Origin of the sequence: Nitrosomonas sp. (genome assembly GCF_022842015.1) — a bacterium.
GTDB lineage: Bacteria > Pseudomonadota > Gammaproteobacteria > Burkholderiales > Nitrosomonadaceae > Nitrosomonas.
This window is the reverse complement of record NZ_JALHQJ010000060.1, coordinates 1-20,148: the sequence shown is the minus strand read 5'-3', so window position 1 is coordinate 20,148 and position 20,148 is coordinate 1. Positions and strand designations below refer to the sequence as shown.

Annotated in this window: 14 protein-coding genes, 1 other RNA gene and 2 pseudogenes; 9 read left to right on the top strand and 8 right to left on the bottom strand. The window is 45.7% G+C overall.

The annotated features are described in order from the left end of the window. The first annotated feature begins 25 nt into the window (after positions 1–25). Positions 26–769 carry a hypothetical protein gene (locus tag Q0C11_RS11240; protein WP_293008005.1) on the top strand — a complete coding sequence of 248 codons (744 nt, stop codon included), beginning with the start codon at positions 26–28 and terminating at the stop codon, positions 767–769. A 503-nt stretch (positions 770–1,272) separates the two neighbouring features. Here the strand turns inward: Q0C11_RS11240 and Q0C11_RS11235 are convergent. From Q0C11_RS11235 to Q0C11_RS11220, 4 genes are read right to left on the bottom strand one after another with little or no spacing between them, the layout of a single operon-like run. After that, entirely contained in the window at positions 1,273–1,518 is a 246-nt protein-coding gene (locus tag Q0C11_RS11235; RefSeq protein WP_293008003.1) for a zf-HC2 domain-containing protein, read from the bottom strand. A gap of 13 nt (positions 1,519–1,531) precedes the next feature. Beyond that, positions 1,532–2,101 carry a sigma-70 family RNA polymerase sigma factor gene (locus Q0C11_RS11230; RefSeq protein ID WP_293008001.1) on the bottom strand — a complete coding sequence of 190 codons (570 nt, stop codon included), beginning with the start codon at positions 2,099–2,101 and terminating at the stop codon, positions 1,532–1,534. A gap of 10 nt (positions 2,102–2,111) precedes the next feature. Continuing rightward, a complete protein-coding gene (locus tag Q0C11_RS11225; protein WP_293007999.1) occupies positions 2,112–2,330 on the bottom strand; it encodes a GDCCVxC domain-containing (seleno)protein in 219 nt (72 codons plus the stop codon). A 59-nt stretch (positions 2,331–2,389) separates the two neighbouring features. After that, entirely contained in the window at positions 2,390–3,655 is a 1,266-nt protein-coding gene (locus Q0C11_RS11220) for an alpha/beta hydrolase (RefSeq protein ID WP_293007997.1), read from the bottom strand. A 252-nt stretch (positions 3,656–3,907) separates the two neighbouring features. On the opposite strand from Q0C11_RS11220, the gene Q0C11_RS11215 reads away from it, so the two are divergent. Continuing rightward, positions 3,908–4,684, top strand: a complete 777-nt coding sequence (locus Q0C11_RS11215) for an MEDS domain-containing protein (protein WP_293007995.1) — start codon at positions 3,908–3,910, stop codon at positions 4,682–4,684. Positions 4,685–4,851: 167 nt separating this feature from the next. On the opposite strand, the gene Q0C11_RS11210 is transcribed toward Q0C11_RS11215, so the two are convergent. Further along, positions 4,852–5,082, bottom strand: a complete 231-nt coding sequence (locus tag Q0C11_RS11210) for a hypothetical protein (protein ID WP_293007993.1) — start codon at positions 5,080–5,082, stop codon at positions 4,852–4,854. Positions 5,083–5,292: 210 nt separating this feature from the next. On the opposite strand from Q0C11_RS11210, the pseudogene Q0C11_RS11205 reads away from it, so the two are divergent. Continuing rightward, positions 5,293–5,599 (top strand): annotated as a pseudogene (locus Q0C11_RS11205) (transposase); the annotation flags it as partial. Between the two features lie 47 nt (positions 5,600–5,646). Here Q0C11_RS11205 and Q0C11_RS14715 read toward each other — a convergent pair. Then, positions 5,647–5,844, bottom strand: a pseudogene (locus tag Q0C11_RS14715) (DUF1353 domain-containing protein); the annotation flags it as partial. Positions 5,845–6,064: 220 nt separating this feature from the next. On the opposite strand from Q0C11_RS14715, the gene Q0C11_RS11200 reads away from it, so the two are divergent. After that, positions 6,065–7,507, top strand: a complete 1,443-nt coding sequence (locus Q0C11_RS11200) for a mannose-1-phosphate guanylyltransferase/mannose-6-phosphate isomerase (protein ID WP_293007991.1) — start codon at positions 6,065–6,067, stop codon at positions 7,505–7,507. A 49-nt stretch (positions 7,508–7,556) separates the two neighbouring features. On the opposite strand, the gene Q0C11_RS11195 is transcribed toward Q0C11_RS11200, so the two are convergent. Both Q0C11_RS11195 and Q0C11_RS11190 read right to left on the bottom strand, forming a co-directional pair. Continuing rightward, positions 7,557–8,990 carry a TM0106 family RecB-like putative nuclease gene (locus Q0C11_RS11195; RefSeq protein WP_293007989.1) on the bottom strand — a complete coding sequence of 478 codons (1,434 nt, stop codon included), beginning with the start codon at positions 8,988–8,990 and terminating at the stop codon, positions 7,557–7,559. 114 nt (positions 8,991–9,104) lie between these two features. Then, a complete protein-coding gene (locus Q0C11_RS11190; RefSeq protein WP_293007987.1) occupies positions 9,105–10,232 on the bottom strand; it encodes an HD domain-containing phosphohydrolase in 1,128 nt (375 codons plus the stop codon). 154 nt (positions 10,233–10,386) lie between these two features. On the opposite strand from Q0C11_RS11190, the gene ffs reads away from it, so the two are divergent. The 5 genes from ffs to Q0C11_RS11165 form a co-directional block, all read left to right on the top strand. Beyond that, positions 10,387–10,485: signal recognition particle sRNA small type (ffs, locus tag Q0C11_RS11185), an RNA gene on the top strand. A gap of 76 nt (positions 10,486–10,561) precedes the next feature. Further along, a complete protein-coding gene (gene dnaX / locus Q0C11_RS11180) occupies positions 10,562–12,166 on the top strand; it encodes a DNA polymerase III subunit gamma/tau (RefSeq protein ID WP_293007985.1) in 1,605 nt (534 codons plus the stop codon). Continuing rightward, complete coding sequence (locus Q0C11_RS11175) at positions 12,166–12,489, top strand: YbaB/EbfC family nucleoid-associated protein (protein WP_293008007.1); 324 nt, start codon at positions 12,166–12,168, stop codon at positions 12,487–12,489. The genes dnaX and Q0C11_RS11175 overlap by 1 nt, the downstream gene beginning before the upstream one ends. 136 nt (positions 12,490–12,625) lie before the next feature. After that, positions 12,626–16,348, top strand: a complete 3,723-nt coding sequence (locus Q0C11_RS11170) for a hypothetical protein (protein ID WP_293007983.1) — start codon at positions 12,626–12,628, stop codon at positions 16,346–16,348. Further along, positions 16,279–20,148: calcium-binding protein (locus tag Q0C11_RS11165; protein ID WP_293007981.1), on the top strand; the 3,870-nt coding region annotated here is incomplete at its 3' end. The genes Q0C11_RS11170 and Q0C11_RS11165, both read left to right, overlap by 70 nt.

Here is a 20,148-nt window from a genome sequence, read left to right as displayed (position 1 = left end):
CTGATACAGGCTTCATCGCTTTTTTATGAATGAAAAAACATTTGAAACAGGTAATGACGTTTTCACTGGATTATCTCGCATGCAGCTTGAACGCATGGCCGATGCCGGTGCACAGATTATCGAATGCTACCGGGCATTGCAAAAAGGCGGGCTTAATATCGTTGGAGAAGTGCTAAAAGGACAAGGCGAGTTTTACGAACTGGAACATTATCCTAAAGACGATGTATTCGATGGAGAAACAAACAGTCAGTATTACTATCACGCACATCGTGCTGAAGCCAAAGAAAATGGGCATTTCCATACATTCTTGCGTCAGCCGGGAATGCCTGCCGGATTATCACCCGTCCCCTACACTGGTGCGGAGCCCTGGCCGAAAGGAAGTAATGCGCTTTCCCATCTCGTTGGCATTTCAATGGATGCCTACGGCTTTCCAATCGGGTTATTCGCAATCAATCGTTGGGTGACGGCAGAGGCCTGGTACAAAGCCGAGGATGTCATCGTCATGCTAGATTATTTCAAGATTGATCATGCATATCCTTCGTGGCCAGTTAATTTGTGGATTTCCGCCATGCTGGTTTTATTCCGACCACAGATAGAAGCGCTAATACGACAACGTGATCAGGTGATTGCTGGTTGGGAGTGCAGATATACAGGTGTTGATGTCTTTGAGGATCGGGAGCTTGAGCTCACAGGGTACACAGCTATTAATGTTGAACAACAGATCAGGCGCGTTGTGGCAGCAATCGAGAAGCGCAACGTAGCGGCATGATGTCTTAGTTTTACTGAAAGCCTGAAGAAACATCATTCACATCAGTTCGCTTAATCTTAATCGATGCAAGTAAACAAAAAAGACGACAAACAAATTTGATATTAGAAGGTACCACAAACCATGAAATCACTTTTTATTACTTTGAGGAGCGTAGTCATCACCTTATCCACTTTGGCCCAAGCTGCCGTTGAAAAGGAAGCTTTTACAGAGGCCCATTTCTATGAACTCCGGAAATCCGAAAAGGTCATTCTGGTGTATGTTTATGCAACCGGGTGTTCTACATGTGCCAAACAGTAGGATATTCTGGCAGCCTACGGAAAAAATAATCCTGAACAGAATCTGAATATTCTGACGGCTGACTTTGATAATGACGAGAAATGGGTGCATTATTTCAGGGCACCTAACTTGTAGCATTTGTTAATTCTCCTCATTCAGTGACATTTCTAGTTGCCATTTTTTTAAAATAACACAAGAACTGGTCCTTTCTTGGTTCCTTATTACGATCAGCGATCAGCCTGCTTACCCTTCAAAGTATTGGCGATACGGTGTCTTGCCTCGTCAGTTAGCTGAAAATCAAGATTAGTTCTAGATCGACGCGAGGCTTTGCGTAAAAACTGAAGCTGCCGCGTAAAATTAGTGCAGCTGCGGCATAAAATCAGGTGCATTTTTAACGCGATGTTTTTCCACATGGGTAATTTTTCATCCATTGCCCGTGAAGCCAACTGGCTGGCTTGTTTGCAATTTAACATTTAATACCCACCATTAATCTACCCAGTTAATCTTCAAACATCTATTCAGGGACAATCGAGCACGATGCATAATTACCCACACATTAGTCGGACTTAGTGCAAAATCCTTACAGACATCCTCATTGCTCATTCCATGAATTTCTTTAGCAAGAAATACTTCAGCTTGCTTTGGTTTCAGTCCAGATAAACATTCCTGAAAGATCTTCCAGAATTCTTTCTGTTGAAAGGCTGATTCTGGGTTAGGAAAAGCCTCCGGTTTTTCAATCCATCGGCCATTAGCTCTAAAAAAGTTATCCAGATTGTCTCCCTCATCCTGATCAATCAGATCACCAACGGCTACTTCGCGTCCATGACGTCGAAAATGATCAATCAGCTTGTGTTTGAGTATGCCAATCAGCCAGGTCCGAATGGTAGATTGATGGGAAAAAGTATTTTTAGCGGATATTGCCGCCAGCAGTGTTTCTTGAACCAGATCTTCAGCGACATGCGTATCCTTTACTCTTAAAAGTCCATAACTGAATAGATAATCACCATGCTCTTCCAGCCATGTTTGAATGTTTAAGTCATTATTGCCTGCAATCATATGATACTTATCAAGAAAGGTTGCAGCAGTTTGTCTCAGTCTGCCGGGGTGGACATACCACGGTTCCATAGGAACAGAAGACGCAGCAATCACCCGGTTTCGGTTGTAATAGAGTGTTGCAGCTTGTACATTCATAAAAATATAAACAGGCATCAGTGGGCATGGTTTCCCGTTTGATGAAACCGCAATGCGGGCAAGTCAAATCCGATTCAAGCATGATTTTTTTCATAAATAGCTCATAAATATGGGATACTCAGCAATCACTACCATAAATATTTACCGTTTAAATCAATCGGCAATACCATGCAGCACACGTAATTCTTGAATCATCTGGCGCTCATCCCCTTTCCAGATGCCATGATTTCCAATATAGATATCAGCCAGTGCACTGCGTCCCATAACCCGACGAATAAAATTAAGGATAGTATCTGTGACGCAGTCTGGATTATCTGTGGCCGGAAAATGTCCCGCTCTTGGAATGTAAGTAATTTGTACATCATCTGTGCCTAGTACATGAGCAAACCGTTGTGTCTGCGCTGCTGGCATCATGTTGTCGTACTCACCCCACATAATCAGTGTCGGAACAGTAATGTTCTGGTACTGCACACCTTGGGGATTATATTTCGGATGATATGGCAGTAGCAGGGCTGGGCTAAGAATTGCGGCGCGATCTGCTAGCACGCGTATGTTGTGTAATTTTAGGTGCATGGTAGTTGATTTGGCGACATCGGCGACTCCATCATCTGTACTATTGCGTTCATAATCTACATCAATATAAGGAAAAGTCAGATAGCGAAGATTATATTGATTGTATTTGGAAGGATCGTACACCATCGACTTTAAAATCTGTACTAATGTCTGATCAAAGGCTGCGAACAGCATCGCAAATTGTGCATCCCCTTCTTCTGTATTCGGAATTTCTGAGGCTCTGCCTATTGCCTGAATTTCATTCACCGGATAACCGTCGAAGGCTATCGGATCCATCTGCACAAATGCATTTAAACGGTTGTTATGCTTGGCAGCATAGTGCGAAGCAATACCACTTCCCCAATCATCAGCAATAAAAATAAATTGTCGACCTGGATATTCTTTCTGCATCAGCTTTTCAATATAATCAACATCATTAACCCAGTTCCACATGGCATTGGAAGCTGGATTATTTTTACGACCATAGAGTCGTGGTTTGGAACTTTCACCCATTCCCAGCATGTCGATGGAAATCGTTTCGCAGAAGCTTGATACTTGTGCCTGCACTGCTTCCCATTGTGAACGATTAGTTGGAACACCATGCAAAAACAGAACTAGTGGCCCTTTATTGCCCATTTTAGTCCATGCAATTTCGAAATCATCTGACCAGGTAGTCTCAGAACTATGCGCGCCACCTATTTGCAGCAAACCCTCAACCGGCGCCTTGTAACGGAAAACACCATATTCAGGAATGCTCTGGGGACGATAGATTGATAGATCTGGGGTATTACCTGCCGCCCGTAAGGGTGGATGGCTGAGTGCACTATAGAAACTATAATTCTCTGAGCTTCCGGAAACTGAATTCATTTTGTTATCCTGTATTTATTAATTTGATTAGTACTGTAAGCATCTATTAATATACATCATTGATAATCATTGGTGATCATCAATAATCTTTTTTATAATTTGACCCATGCTAAAATAAAAGTCAAGCGTTTTATAAAGACAGGCTAGTGACTTGAAACAACTGCAAAGGATGAAATTGAGAGCTATCAAAAAAGATCATAAACCTGAAAATTCTATTGAAATAAATAATAATTAATTAGGGAGAGGATGTGCATGAACATCACTGAAAGCGCTGCTGAGCCACTTCTGAACATCAAACAAGCAGCCAAGATTCTAAATGCCAGTGAAATATCTTTGAGACGCTGGAGTGATGCGGGTAAGCTGCCTTGCATGCGTATAGGAGTCAAACGCGAGAGGCGATATCGCTTAACTGATCTATTGGCTTATCTTGAGCAGGATCAAGCGCCTGTAAAAATTGCTGCATTTGAGCACGCAACAAGCCGAATCGCTCATATTGATCTTGAAGGTATCGCAATTAATTATGGCAGCCACTTATGTGCGTTTTATGACACTGATTTGGGACGACTTAAATTAGCACTACCATTTTTACTCGGTGGTCTTCAATCCGGAAATCGCTGTTTTCTGGTTGCTACCAAGGAAGTTCAGTCTATTATCACCAATGAACTACGTGATGTCAGGTCCTGCATTGATCAAGATATTCAGGATGGTCGTATCGTTTTAACGGAGGGTATGGCAAACAGCGCAGAGCTATATGCTTTCTTCGAGAATGCTTTTCTGAATGCAAACAAACAAGGCATTCAGGGTTTACGAGTACTTGGCGATATGGCTTGGACGTTACAAAAAGGTATGGGTATTGCAGACTTAAACGATTTTGAAAGTCAATACAATCAGGGGCTCGGACACCGATTCCCTGTTGTTAGTCTATGTCAATATGATGCTAGATTGTTTTCTGGCACCGCAATATTGGGTGCTCTCAAGTGCCATGATGATACTTTTCATTATCCATTGAGGCGTTTCTTGGGCGCATGAATTTATAGAGCGATCCTTGTATCGATGTTACAAAGTGTAGTGAAAAAATAACGCTTAACCTATTGCTGCTAACTGAAAACTGACCAGGAGAAACAGTGGCATAGCGTACTACACCGCTGTGGATAAATCGACCAGACTGAATTAGGTTTTTCCTCCTTCCTTTTGTGTTATAGAAATAGCGGTAATGGATTAAGAATCTGCTGTTTTTTCAAATGAAGAATATTTCTCCTTTTCCCGTTCCTGGATTCCAGCTTTTGCAGTTGCACTGCTTTGCTTGAAGCGAAATGATTTGCTGCCAGTTTCAATGATATGGCGAGGATGGTCAGTTGATCCAATATGCAGTGTTTTTTGATACCAATGGATGCACTGCCCCAACTTAAGTCATTGTAGTATGACATGACGAGCTGCAACAGTAGTCTTTCTGTACAACTTGAGATGTTGTAATAGAATCGATGGCCACTATTTTTACCCTATCGAAGTGTCAAAGTTGTTGTAAGGAAACCATTAGCGAGATCGATGAATTTATCAGGCCATTTTCTGGATGTATGCATGACAGCCAATATGCGAATATCGCTGTCGGTTATTTGATAAGCAAGTATGTATGGAAGATCCGCTGTGATAATAGGCCGAAAAATATCAACGGCACGCTTCGTTGTTAGGCACAAAAGCAAGGTATCCAGCTTAATTACATCCAACCAGGAAAGCCACAGCAAAATGCATACGTTGAACGCAACAGGACCATTCGGCGGGGAAATGAATGAATTTGCAACCATTGAGGAAGTTCAACTTACCGCAAAACAATGGTTGTGGATTTACAATAATGAACCTCCGAATAGGGCACGCGGAAGTATCACACCAGCGATGAGGCTGGCAGAAGCTTTTAAACTAAAACTCTCTACTGTATGCTCCCATTAAAAATGGGGGGATTGCCGAAGGTTTAACTTTTGATTCTTCCATTGCTATCAATAGAATATCATCTGCGCAGTCCTCTCGCAAAAATCTGACTGATACCAATAAAGATAATCGTGAATTACCGCTGCTTTAGTGTATTGTCCACATGGTGAAAAGGCTGTCCAAAAAAGATATGGAGCGCTAGCTAGATCGGTAACAAACCCTTTCGGAGCAACAATTTGCATTTTTGATTTAAGGTTCTCATAGACAAGATCTTCAGTCGAAACCCGATACTTTCCATCTAGTGTAGGAAAAAGCGATCATCGGAGATTTGAACCCACCCTTGCCAAAAATCCCATGCTCATGGGTAATCGTGTTACGATTTTTACTTGTTACCAACTTAACAGTCGAGTTGCAGCAACCGGAAGTCGGCGGTTTTATCTATATTGTCTTAATCTTTTCAAGCCTCAACACTAAAAAACCTGAAAAATGAACGTAAACATTCACCCCATCATCCTCTCCGGCGGTAGCGGTACCCGGCTGTGGCCGCTATCCCGGGCCAATTACCCTAAACAACTACTCCCGCTTGTAGGTAAAGAAACCATGCTGCAGGTCACCCTTGGCCGGGCTGCAACATTATTGCATGCGCAAGCGCCCATAGTGGTGTCTAACTCGGAACATCGTTTTCTGATCCAGGAGCAATGTGAAGCGATTAATATCAAACCGGAAGCGATTTACCTTGAAGCGATCGGACGCAACACCGCGCCGGCTATCGCGCTCGCCGCGTTTCATTTAACCCAGATTGATGAAGATGCCTTGATGCTCATTCTCCCGGCCGATCATGTCATCGATGACCAGGATGCTTTTGCACAAGCTGTAGAAACAGCAAAAGTAGCCGCTCAGGAGGATTATCTGGTGACTTTTGGCATTACGCCTTCTGCACCTGAAACCGGCTACGGTTACATTAAAATGGGTGACGCAATTTCATTCTCAGCACCTGTTGCCCTGCCCACCCACCGCATTCAATCCTTTTTTGAAAAGCCTAACTTGGAAACTGCAACTGCCTATCTGCAAGAAGGTGGCTATATGTGGAATAGCGGTATGTTTGTTTTTACAGCTAAAAATTATCTGCAAGAGCTGCAACGGCATCAGCCGCACATCTTCACTGCTGTCCATCAAGCCTGGCAAGAAAGAACCACGGATCTTGGTTTTATCTTACCTGATAAGGATGCATTTACGGCTTCACCTTCGGATTCAATTGACTATGCCATTATGCAGGTAACTGACCGTGCCATTGTTGTACCCGCTCAGTTCGGCTGGAACGATGTCGGTTCCTGGGATTCACTGTGGAAAATTGCGCCTAAGGATGACGATGGCAATTTTACCAGTGGTGATACGCTCGTACTGGATACTCAAAAAAGCTATATTCGCGCAGAAAATCGTCTGGTTACTGTAATCGGACTCGATGACATCATTGTGATCGAAACAGCCGACGCTGTGCTGGTAATGCACAAAAGCAAAACGCAACAATTAAAGACAGCGATACAACAGCTTGAATTCAATCAACGCAAGGAACATCTCGAGCATTTGCGAATCCATCGCCCGTGGGGCTGGTATGAAGGCATTGATAAGGGCGAACGGTTTCAGGTCAAGCGAATCATGGTCAAGCCCGGTGAAAAGCTATCATTGCAAATGCACCACCATCGAGCGGAGCACTGGGTTGTCGTCAGTGGCACTGCCAAAGTCATAATGGAGGATACAGAAACTTTGTTTACCGAAAACCAGTCGACTTACATACCACTAGGCAAAATGCACCGCCTCGAGAATCCCGGGAAAATTCCGCTCCATTTAATTGAAGTGCAATCAGGCAGCTACCTTGGAGAAGATGACATCTTAAGATTCGAAGATTCTTACGGCCGAATCATTTCATAAGCAAACAAATAGGACGCAACAATCTGATCTGTAATGTACATAGCTTGAATCAACAAAATAAGCTTTTCAGCCATAGCTCCAAATTTCGCGTGGCGATCACATCATCACGATTATAGCCAAGAATTTCCGTTTTCAATTTTTGCTTTTCAAGCAAATTAGTTTCTGAGCGAAAACGATTGAATTGCACCACCGACCACTGCGATCCGGATTCTTGATTTTCCCATTGAAAGTTAACTAAGTCTGGATGTTTACAAATATCCTTTAGACCATAGCCTTGCAACGGCAAGACCAAGCTATCTAGCACTGGATTTTGCATATCAAACAAAGGACTGTCCTGACTAAGCAGCCACATCACTGTAGTGTGGCTTCCCATGGCATAGCGCTCGGCGTATTTCCGGATAGTAGCCTTCTCGTGATTCGAGTAATGTGCAAGCACTATGGAAGGATACAATGAACGGTACGTCTCAATTTTCTGCAAGAAGCCTAGCCAACCTTCATAATCACTTGTTTCATCGTCAGTCCAGACATGATCAAAATCATCCTTGGCATATGGCGGCAGCAAAAAACCCCATAAATACACATGACGTTCACGGGCTGGGGTTAACGGATTGTCCTCAATATCAAAATGAATCCAGGTTCCTTCCGGCAAAACAGCTTTATCCAATAGATATACTTTCCCACTCAGAAAGGATTTGGCTTGCAAAATAGCACGGTGTTTTCTTTTACTACCCTTGAGATGAGGTACATCTGGCACGGTTTCGACGGTACTTGCGGCGAGCTGTGAAATGGTCGAAATACCTGCTTCGGTTAAACAGTCGGCAGCTTTGCCATGAACTCCGTATAGCAACGAGATATCTTCACGTGCTTCAAATTCCGGGCGACAATGCGCATCATAAGGACAAATGCGGCATTTACTGTGACTATAACGCACCGATGGTTGCTGCTGCAGATCAAGCAAAGTTCTCATGCTGGTGATGAATTCGTCGACCAGTGACTCAACCTCATCACCCAGCAATGCAGTACGGCCATCCCCAAGAAAGACCATGGCTGGCAATCCATTTCCCAATAATCGACGATAAATTCCTAATTGAATCTGAATTGCCTTTTTGTTTTCACTGAGCGAAAGTTTTGCATCAGCCGGCTGGTATTGGCCACTTTCATGTCGAATCAGGAAATCAGGATAGCCCACCAATCCTTGGCGTTCATCCACAAGTCGTCCCTGATAGATAATCGGAGTACCCTGCTGCATCAAAGCTTGTGTATGCTCAAAGGATGTTGCTGAACTTACTGGAAACTGATTCTCCAGCTTAGCCAGCATGGCTGCCTCGTGCTCCAAACCAAGATCACTGAGTAGCCGATTAAACGCATCGGGCTCATACGTAGTGGGTTGGTGTTTATCCAGCCACGCACGCCGGGGGCATGCAATCCATGCAGTGGCATCACTTGGTTTGATTAACGTCTGGATAGATTTTTTGGCGGTCATGGCTCTATTCAAAAGCCCCAGAATGAAACAGTCCATTTTAGCGGATTTAGCTCATGCGCATTGCGCTACCTCCAATGCCACTTTTAGTGTTTCGTATCCCGCCAGGCGGATGCGCTAACCGTAAGTATTTTCCTTGAATTGCTGTTGAATCGATATAACTTCCTGCTGATGATCAATCAAAGCATTCACACAATCAGCATCCAGCTTCTCACCGGCCAATTGTCTCAGCTTATCGAATGCTTTTTCATTGCTCCAAGCATCCTTGTAGGGGCGGCAGGAAGTCAGTGCGTCAAATACATCAGCCACCGCGACAATACGTGCTTCAAGAGGAATTTCACTATCCATCTTCCCAGATGGATAACCGCTCCCATTAACAGCTTCATGATGAAATTCAGCAATATTTCTTAAAATATCAATGTGATCAATACTATCAAAACCAAAATTATCAACGATATCATCGATCAATTCTCTACCTGCCCGCGCATGGGTATCCATGATGGATCTTTCTTCCGCATTCAGCGGACCTGGTTTTAGCAAGACACTGTCTGGGATTGAGATTTTCCCAATATCGTGCAGGGGAGAAAACATAAAAATATGTTCAATATACGCATCATCCAGTTGATACTGATCGGCAAGCGATTCCGCAATCAGACGGCTATAACGTGACATGCGATCCAGATGACTACCCGTTTCAGGATCACGCAGGTGAACCATGCCGCTGGTCGTTTTCAGCGCGGCGCCCATGACTTTTACTGTGGACAATTCATTAATGATCATCAGCGCTATCAAATGACCGTAGATATCAAGAATACTTAATATATTTTCAGCGAACACATCCTTTTCGTGCGAATTAAAAAACAAAAAACCGACAAACACACCAGCATGAAAAATCGGCATAGTATAACTTGCGGCATATCCATGGCGGCCGATTCGTTGTGTATGCTCATACAAACCATTTTCAAAAGTAACCAGATTGTCGACCACTCGCGGCAAACCTCTGGCAAGAATCTCCTTTAATGACGGCGCATCGTCCAAAGAAGATTGAAAATGCGCCAGGGGATTGTCATCCTCATCGCTATCCAGGTAAGTTCTCAGAGTCTGAGTTTCCGAATCATAAAGTGTAATAGCGATGCGCGAGACAAATAAAAATTTCTTTTGTATAGAACGATGAATACTGACAACTTTATCCTTCATCGGCAAGGGTTTATTTAAGTCAGCCAGCAGGTCGCGATGATAAACCATAGCACTCAGTCTCTTGTAGTAAATAAATTAAATAGCGGCCGAATCGTATTCGGAGTTTATCTCTTTTATCGAGCACCTACCGAATTCTTTAGCAATCAAATTGGAGTAACCCATCATCTACTGGTATACTTCCAGCACTTTTAATAAGTTTTATGGCGGGCCTCCCCGCATTGCAAGGTGGTGAATCTGGTCAGGTCCGGAAGGAAGCAGCCACAGCTATTTATTGCGAGTGCCGGGGGTCTGGCTCGCCACCCAATGCAAACTGAAATTGTCATTTATGCATCGTTGGCTGGTTTAATCGGATGTAATTCACTTTCCAAATCTAAAAAGTGTCTCAAACACAAGTCCTTGCGCGCAAATGGCGTCCAAGAAATTTCACCGAGCTGACTGGACAGGAACATGTAGTCAGAGCCCTGACTAATGCGCTTGAACAAAACAGACTGCATCATGCCTACTTGCTGACCGGAACACGTGGTGTTGGCAAAACAACTATCGCCCGTATCCTGGCCAAATCGCTTAACTGTGAAAAAGGTGTAACTGCGACACCCTGCGGCACTTGTCCGACATGCTTACAAATTGATTCTGGAAACTTCATCGATCTGATTGAATTGGATGCAGCTTCAAATACCCAAGTCGATAACATGCGCGAACTGCTGGAAAATGCGCTGTACGCACCAACCAGTGGTCGTTATAAGATTTATATCATCGACGAAGTTCATATGCTCTCCAAATCGGCGTTCAATGCCATGTTAAAAACACTGGAAGAACCGCCGATGCATGTCAAATTTGTGCTCGCGACAACTGATCAGCAGAAAATTCCGATCACAGTATTATCGCGTTGTTTGCAATTTAATTTGAAACAAATTCCGCAAACGCAAATTACCGATCACTTGAAAAAAATATTGGCACAAGAAGAAATCCCGTGCGACCTAATATCACTGCAGCTCGTCGCGCGCGCGGCACAAGGCAGTATGCGCGACGCATTGAGTCTACTGGACCAGGCCATTGCTTTTGGAGCAGGTAAAATTGAAGAAGCAAGCGTGCGAGATATGCTGGGCATCATTGATCAAGGTTATCTGTTTGACCTATTGGATGCTTTGGTACAAAAGGATGGCCTGAAATTATTATCATTGGCTGATGAAATGGAGATGCAGAGCCTTTCATTCGATTCCGCATTACAGGATCTGGCAGCCCTCCTTCATCGTATTGCGCTGGCACAAATCGTCCCTCAAGCAATTGGCGAGGATATTCCTGAACATGCCCGCATAAACGCACTGGCGAAGATACTTACGCCTGATGATATTCAACTGTTTTATCAGATCGCACTGCACGGACGCGGCGATCTGAGTCTGGCACCCGATGAATATGCCGGCTTTACCATGACATTAATGCGCATGCTCACCTTCATGCCGGAGAATCTTGCAGTAAATCAACCACCACACGTTCCGCCCACAAACATCAAGCAACCCGCAAAAACCGAACATAAGCCGCCCTCAGTCTCTAAACATACAATTCAGCGCGAAATAGCAGACGCTTCCGATCTTACTTGGCCACAATTGGTTCAGCAATTAAAGCTAACAGGCATGGCTAAAATGCTAGCACAACATAGTGAATCCAAGATTCTTTCAGCAGATAAGATTGAACTCTATGTACCGGAAGCGCATAAGCACCTGCTGGAAAAGAAATATCAGGATAAAATCCAGTCTGCACTGAATACTTTTCTTAATAAACCTGTGGTTCTTAATTTTTTCGTTGGTAGCATTACAGGGTTGACACCAGTAGCAATACAACAACGTGTTGAAGAAGAAAAACAGGCACAAGCGATTGCGGCAATCGAAAAGGATCCAATTGTGCAAGAATTGATCAAGCAATTTGATGCAAAATTAATCGTTCCTTCAATTAAACCCATTCAAGATAAAGGAGATAAGCAATGATGAAAGGTAACCTGGGCAACATGATGAAACAAGCCCAAATGGTGCAGGAGAACATGAAAAAAATGCAGGATAAACTCGCCACCATCGAAGTGGAAGGACAATCAGGTGCCGGCATGGTTAAAGTCATTATGACTTGTCGTCATGATGTCAAAAGAGTTAGCATCGATGACAGTCTTGTCGGTGACGACAAAGAAATGCTCGAAGATCTTGTTGCGGCAGCCTTTAATGATGCTGTGCGGCGTGTAGAGGCAACAACTCAGGAAAAAATGGCTGAACTTAGTAGCGGACTAGGTTTACCACCTGGTATTAAATTGCCTTTCTAAAGCGACTTCTTTCATTCTGAAAATATAAGGTAATTTACTTACCTTATTTGAGTAATTTATTTACTCATTCTTTAAGTAGAATCAATTTATTACAGGCAGCACTCGAGTGCTGTCAGTGTAAATTTTGAGGAAAACTATGGGTGATAAGCAACTGGAAGCGGTACAAATAGTTGTAACGCTATTCAATGCAGCGCCAGGTGCCCACTATTTAAACGAATTTGTTTCATATCTTGACAATACTGGCAGCTCGACAAAAGAACTTGCCAGTATTCTTGCACAAACCGATGTATTTAAACAATCGCTCTATTCAGACACATTATCCAATACCGATTTTGCCTATCAATTTGTAAAAAATGCCGTTGGCTTACTGGTAAGCAACGAAGACAAAACGTGGGCCGCCTCAGAAATAGAGAAAATACTGGATGCGGGCGAAAGCCGTGGAAATGTTTTACACTCGGCCGCAACAGCGCTTGCATCAGTTGATTTTACCAACGCTAGCTGGGGTTTAGCTGCCCAGCAATTCCATCATAAAATTGAAGTTGCTGCTTTTTATTCTATCGATCAAAGTGGATCAGCCACAAGCTTATCCGTTTTGCAGCGAGTAATAGAAGAGACCACCAGTAACATCGCCACCGTGACCGCAACTAAAGCATTGTTAGCCTCTGGCGCTACGGGCAAAGTCATTGATGGTTATGTCAAAGAGGCACTTGTATTTGCCGATCTCAATGGCGATCGATTGCTTAATTCCGGCGAGAAAAGCTCAATTACGGACGCATTTGGCAACTTTCTCATACCCAGCATAGATGGATTTGGCAATCTAATTACATCCGGTGGAGTTGATATTGCCACAGGCAAGCCTTTTGAGGGGATTATGACTGCACCGGCTGGTGCAACTGTCATCACGCCATTAACCACACTCGTTGATAAAATTATGCAGGACGGTGTTAGTTCAGCGCAAATTGCAGTTGCAAAAGTGCTGGCAACACTCGGTTTAAATACAAGCATCGGCTTGCTTCATTTTGACCCCATCAAAGAAACAATTCGTCAAGATTCCAATATAACCGCAACGAATTCTGCACTCGCTATTCATGGTGTCTCTGTACAAATCGAAATACTAGTCGGTCAAACCGCTGCACTATTAACTGGCGCAGGCATTGCACCCGATGAAACAACAGCAATAGATTGGGCTTATGATGCTTTGGCTGCAATTCTTGCAAACAGTACAGGCAGAATTGCTCTAAATTCTAAAAATATTGTTGCAGAACTCATTAAAGGAGCTGCTTCTTTATCGAGCGCAGACAATGCGACATTAATCAAAGCCTCTAGTTTATTAACCGATGCCACACAAATCATCGCGAATTTAAACCAGGGTGTTACCGATATCTTCCACAACAATTCCAGTAAATTAAAAGCATTAGCACGTATTGCTGCGGTACAAATTGTTGCTGAGACCATTGAAACAGAAATAAAATCAGGCGCTGCAAAAGGGAATATCGGTAGTACGGTCGCCAGCACAACAGGATCACTTTTTAGCGATGCAATTACTAAGGCTGGGCCCAAAGTGGGTGATGTGAACGGGAATGGCAAATCTGATGCACATTTACTACTATCATCTTCCGGAGGTGGATCCTCTGCTCCGTCTACAAATATATTCTATTTAGCGACAAATGCTACAGCTTTCTCAGGCACCGCTGCGGATGAGATTCTATCAATTTCCACAGCGCCAACTTGGACACCATTGGTAATGACAGCAGTTGTACTGGATGGCGACGCAGGTACTAACACGTTGAGTGTACAAGATGGCTCCAGTATTGCACTTGCAACAGTGCTCAATTTTACAAATTTAATTTTTGATGCAACAGGTGTTGTTGGAGCCAACAATGTCACAATGTCTGCCGTACAACACCAGAATTTTACCGGAACCATCACCGCGCCAGGCACTGGTATAAATGGCGAACAAGTCACCATCGTCGGAGACGGTAACATCACGGCATTGGCGGACATTGAAACCTACGTACTGGAAGATGATTCCACCAATGCACGTACAGTAATCGTTATCAGCACGACCACGAATGTGACCGCTAACTCAGCTTCTGACGCGGTGACCGTCGATCTCGGCGCACTGGCTTATACCGGCACAGTCACCGGCGAGGGCACGGCCGATGACACGCTCGGTTTGGGCAACGGTGCGGATATCAGTGGCGGCATTATCAGTAACGTGGAAGCACTGACGTTAGCTTCCGGTGCAGCAGCCAAGTTGTCAGCTACGCAAAATCAGAATTTTACTGGAACCATCACCGCCCCAGGCAGCGGCGTGAATGGCGAGCAAATCACGATCGCCGGTGACGGCGCAGTTACTACCCTATCCAGTATCGAGAATTACAGCATTGAGGACGATTCCACCAATGCACGCACAGTAACCGTTACCAGTGCGTCCACGAATGTAACTGCTAACTCAGCTTCTGACGCGGTAACTGTTGATCTCGGTGCGCTGACTTATACCGGTACCATCACTGGCGAAGGCACGGTCGGTGACACGCTCAGTTTGGGCAACGGTGCGGATATCAATGGTGGCACTATCAGCGACGTGGAAGCGTTGACACTGGTATCGGGTGCAGCGGTCAGGTTATCTGCTACGCAAAACCAGAATTTTACCGGAACCATCACCGCGCCAGGCACCGGCGTAAATGGCGAGCAAGTCACGATCGCCGGTGACGGTAACATCACGACATTGGTAGGTATTGAAACCTACGTGCTGGAAGATGATTCCACCAATGCACGAACCCTGACACTTGGCTCGGAAGCACTGACTTTAATTGCCAATAATGCAAGTGATATCATTACGATAAATGCCGCTGCTTTAGAACAAAATACAGCATTAACGCTTGGCATAAGTTCCTCAGCATTGGCAATCAATAACTTAATCGGCAACCTTGTTGCATCCAATCTCACCGGCGCATTGACAATTATCACTGCTGATGCAACGGACAATGGCATCAGCATTGTTACTGGATCGTCAGCAACATCTGTGGATGTGGCTGCAGGAGCTGCATCAGATACAGTAAGCATCAATGCAGCGGCATTAGCCAATAATACAATCTTGACCGTTACTTCCGGCACGGCAGCAGCAGGATCAATCAGCATTACGGATTTGACCGGAAATCTGACGGTTTCAGATCCAATCAGTGGCATAATTAATCTTGCTGTGACTGATAACACAGTAGATGACGGGATTGCTATTGTAGCGGGCACCTCCGATCTGGCAATTAGCAATGTTGCGGATGGCGATACTGTAACGATAACCGGATTTTCGGGATCGACATTGACCGGGGCGATCGCTGGCGCAACGGGAAAATTTAATATTACTGCAGGCACAGCGACAAGCAGCATTATGACAGGCGCCGGCGATGATACATTTACCTTTGCAGCAGCCACTGGTCTTACCAGTGCGGATAGCGTGGATGGCGGAGCAGGCACAGACAGGGTTGCCTTGACCGGCAATACCGCCTTCGCGGCAGCTACTTATTTTGATAATGTTCACAATATTGAAACCATTACTTTAGGCAACACCAACACAGCGGTTACAATAACTACGCAAGATACCCTGGTTGCAGCGGGCGCTATTTTGACATTATCGACGACTACCACCGGTGGATTGACATTTAACGGCACCGCAGAAACCGATGGCGCCTTCAATATCACCGGTGGTTCGGGAATTGACAACATTACCGGCGGCTCTGGGAACGACACGCTGACTGGAAACAACGGCAACGATAGCATTCCGCTGGATTGGGCGATGACACGCTCTCAGGAGGCTCAGGTAACGATACATTTACGTTTGCTGCAGTCACCGGTTTAACCAGCGCAGATAGCGTGGATGGGGGAACAGGTACGGACACAGTTGCCTTAACCGGCAACACATCATTCACGGCAACCACTGATTTTGATAGTGTTCAGAATATTGAAGTCATTACATTAGGCAATACGGATACAGCTGTCACGATTACTACGCAGGATACTCTGGTCGCCTCGGGAGCCACCTTGACGCTTACGAATGCCGCCAATTCGGGTGTGCTGACATTTGATGGTGCCGCAGAAACCAATGGCACCTTCAATATCACCGGTGGCTCTGGAAATGACAATATAACCGCTGGCTCGGCAAGTAACACACTTGCGGGTGGTGCGGGTGACGATACGTTCACTTTTGTCGCCGGAACAGGGTTGACGACTGACACCGTCAATGGCGGCACCGGAACCGATACGGTCGCACTAACGGGAACCACGGCAGTCACTGCAACCCAGTTCAATAATGTCAGTAATATCGAAGTCATTACATTATCCGATATGGTCAGCACAGCAATTGCCATCACTACGGTTAATGCCCTGGTTGCGGCAGGTGCCACCTTGACGCTTACGAATGCCGCTAATTCTGGCGTACTGACCTTTAACGGTGCCGCAGAAGCGGATGGTAACTTCAATATTACGGGTGGAAGCGGCAATGACATTATTACCGGCGGTTCAGGGAGCGACACACTTACTGGAGGCAATGGCAACGACAGCATGACTGCTGGACTGGGCAATGACACGCTATCGGGTGATGCAGGCAATGACACCCATACGTTTACAGCAGTCACGGGGTTAACCAGTGCGGATAGCGTGGATGGCGGAGCAGGCACAGACACGGTTGCCTTGACCGGCAATACCGCTTTCACTGCAGCTAATGATTTTGATAATGTTCAGAACATTGAAACCATTACCTTAGGCAACACCAACACAGCCGTTACAATAACTACGCAGGATACCCTGGTGGCAGCGGGCGCCACTTTGACATTATCGACGGCTAACACTGGCGGATTGACATTTAACGGTGCCGCAGAAACTGATGGCGCCTTCAATATCACCGGTGGTTCGGGAATTGACAACATTACCGGCGGCTCCGGAAACGACACGCTGACTGGAAACAACGGTAACAATAGCATAACCGCTGGGTTGGGCAATGACACAGTATCTGGTGGCACGGGTAACGATACATTTACGTTTGATGCAGTCACCGGTTTAACCAATGCAGATAGCGTAAATGGGAGCACTGGAACGGACACGGTTGCTTTAACCGGCAATACAGCATTCACGGCAACCACTGATTTTGATAATGTTCAGAATATTGAAATCATTACATTAGGCAATACGGATACAGCTGTCACGATTACTACGCAGGATACTCTAGTCGCCTCGGGAGCCACCTTGACGCTTACGAATGCCGCCAATTCGGGTGTGCTGACATTTGATGGTGCCGCAGAAACCAATGGCACCTTCAATATCACCGGTGGCTCTGGAAATGACAATATAACCGCTGGCTCGGCAAGTAACACACTTGCGGGTGGTGCGGGTGACGATACGTTCACTTTTGTCGCCGGAACAGGGTTGACGACTGACACCGTCAATGGCGGCACCGGAACCGATACGGTCGCACTAACGGGAACCACGGCAGTCACTGCAACCCAGTTCAATAATGTCAGTAATATCGAAGTCATTACATTATCCGATATGGTCAGCACAGCAATTGCCATCACTACGGTTAATGCCCTGGTTGCGGCAGGTGCCACCTTGACGCTTACGAATGCCGCTAATTCTGGCGTACTGACCTTTAACGGTGCCGCAGAAGCGGATGGTAACTTCAATATTACGGGTGGAAGCGGCAATGACATTATTACCGGCGGTTCAGGGAGCGACACACTTACTGGAGGCAATGGCAACGACAGCATGACTGCTGGACTGGGCAATGACACGCTATCGGGTGATGCAGGCAATGACACCCATACGTTTACAGCAGTCACGGGGTTAACCAGTGCGGATAGCGTGGATGGCGGAGCAGGCACAGACACGGTTGCCTTGACCGGCAATACCGCTTTCACTGCAGCTAATGATTTTGATAATGTTCAGAACATTGAAACCATTACCTTAGGCAACACCAACACAGCCGTTACAATAACTACGCAGGATACCCTGGTGGCAGCGGGCGCCACTTTGACATTATCGACGGCTAACACTGGCGGATTGACATTTAACGGCGCAGCAGAAACCGATGGCGCCTTCAATATTACTAGTAGCGGAGCCTCCAATGATACGATTACCGGCGGTGCGGGCAATGATAGCATTGTTGCCGGCACAGGCACAGACACCATTTCCGGCGAGGGGGGCAATGATACCTTCACCTTTGCAGCAGGCACTGGTTTAACTATTTTAGATAACGTAGATGGAGGTACCGGAACAGACACAGTCGCGCTGACTGGAAATACGGCTGTCGCTGCCACCAACTTTGATAACGTAAGCAATATCGAAACCATTACGGTTGCAAACACTACCGGAGCTGTTGCTATTACAACCAAAGATTCCCTGGTAACCGCTGGGGCTGTCTTGACGCTTCAGGCAACCTCACTCACAACCGGAGTGCTGACATTCAATGGGGCTGCAGAAACAAATGGCGCCTTCATTATTACCGGCAGTGGCGCGAATGACGTCATTACTGGTGGCTCGGGTAATGACACGCTGTCGGGAGGAAACGGCACCAATAGTATAACCGCTGGGCTGGGCAATGACACGCTGTCTGGTGGCACAGGTAATGATACCTTCACATTTGCAGCCACCAGCGGCTTAACCAGTGCGGATATCGTAGATGGAAGCACCGGAACGGACACAGTTGCCTTGACCGGCAATACAGCCTTCACGACAACCAATGATTTTGATAATGTTCAAAATATTGAAGCTATTACGCTAGGCAATACCAATACTGCGGTCACGATTGTTACGCAGGATACCTTGGTTGCTGCGGCGGCCACCCTGACACTTACAAATGCCGCCAATTCGGGTGCGTTGACATTCAATGGTGGCGCAGAAACAAACGGTGCCTTCAATATTACCGGCGGTTCGGGTAATGACAACATTACGGGTGGAACAGGTAATGACATACTCGCCGGCGGAACCGGCAGCGATACACTAGTCGGCGGCACTGGTAATGAAACATTCACCTTTACTGCGGTCACGGGGTTAACCAGTGCGGATAGCGTGGATGGGGGAACAGGCACGGATACGGTTGCCTTGACGGGTAACACAGCTTTCACGGCAACCAATGATTTTAATAATGTCCAGAATATTGAAGCCATTACAGTCGGCAATACCAATACCGTGGTCACGATTACTACGCAGGATACCCTAGTTGCAGCGGGAGCCACCCTGACACTCACGACTGCCGCTAATTCGGGTGCATTGACATTTAATGGTACTGCAGAAACCGATGGCACCTTCAGTATTACCGGTGGTTCAGGCAATGACATTATTACCGGTGGCTCTGGAAACGACACGCTGTCTGGAGGAAACGGCACCAATAGTATAACCGCTGGGCTGGGCAATGACACGCTGTCTGGTGGCACAGGTAGCGATACGTTTACCTTTGCTGCAGTCACCGGTTTAACCAGCGCGGATATCGTGAATGGAAGCACCGGAACGGACACAGTTGCCTTGACCGGCAATACAGTCTTCACGGCAACCAATGATTTTGATAATGTTCAAAATATTGAAGCTATTACGCTAGGCAATACCAATACTGCGGTCACGATTGTTACGCAGGATACCTTGGTTGCTGCGGCGGCCACCCTGACACTT

Bases quoted from the DNA above. Each gene is read 5' to 3' on its own strand.
- Q0C11_RS11170 (WP_293007983.1), top strand. From the start codon at position 12,626: ATGGGTGATAAGCAACTGGAAGCGGTACAAATAGTTGTAACGCTATTC.
- Q0C11_RS11190 (WP_293007987.1), bottom strand. From the start codon at position 10,232: ATGGTTTATCATCGCGACCTGCTGGCTGACTTAAATAAACCCTTGCCG.
- Q0C11_RS11210 (WP_293007993.1), bottom strand. From the start codon at position 5,082: ATGTCATACTACAATGACTTAAGTTGGGGCAGTGCATCCATTGGTATC.
- Q0C11_RS11225 (WP_293007999.1), bottom strand. From the start codon at position 2,330: ATGAAAAAAATCATGCTTGAATCGGATTTGACTTGCCCGCATTGCGGT.
- Q0C11_RS11235 (WP_293008003.1), bottom strand. From the start codon at position 1,518: ATGTTAAATTGCAAACAAGCCAGCCAGTTGGCTTCACGGGCAATGGAT.
- Q0C11_RS11220 (WP_293007997.1), bottom strand. From the start codon at position 3,655: ATGAATTCAGTTTCCGGAAGCTCAGAGAATTATAGTTTCTATAGTGCA.
- Q0C11_RS11230 (WP_293008001.1), bottom strand. From the start codon at position 2,101: ATGATTGCAGGCAATAATGACTTAAACATTCAAACATGGCTGGAAGAG.
- Q0C11_RS11175 (WP_293008007.1), top strand. From the start codon at position 12,166: ATGAAAGGTAACCTGGGCAACATGATGAAACAAGCCCAAATGGTGCAG.
- Q0C11_RS11215 (WP_293007995.1), top strand. From the start codon at position 3,908: ATGAACATCACTGAAAGCGCTGCTGAGCCACTTCTGAACATCAAACAA.
- Q0C11_RS11200 (WP_293007991.1), top strand. From the start codon at position 6,065: ATGAACGTAAACATTCACCCCATCATCCTCTCCGGCGGTAGCGGTACC.
- Q0C11_RS11195 (WP_293007989.1), bottom strand. From the start codon at position 8,990: ATGACCGCCAAAAAATCTATCCAGACGTTAATCAAACCAAGTGATGCC.
- Q0C11_RS11240 (WP_293008005.1), top strand. From the start codon at position 26: ATGAATGAAAAAACATTTGAAACAGGTAATGACGTTTTCACTGGATTA.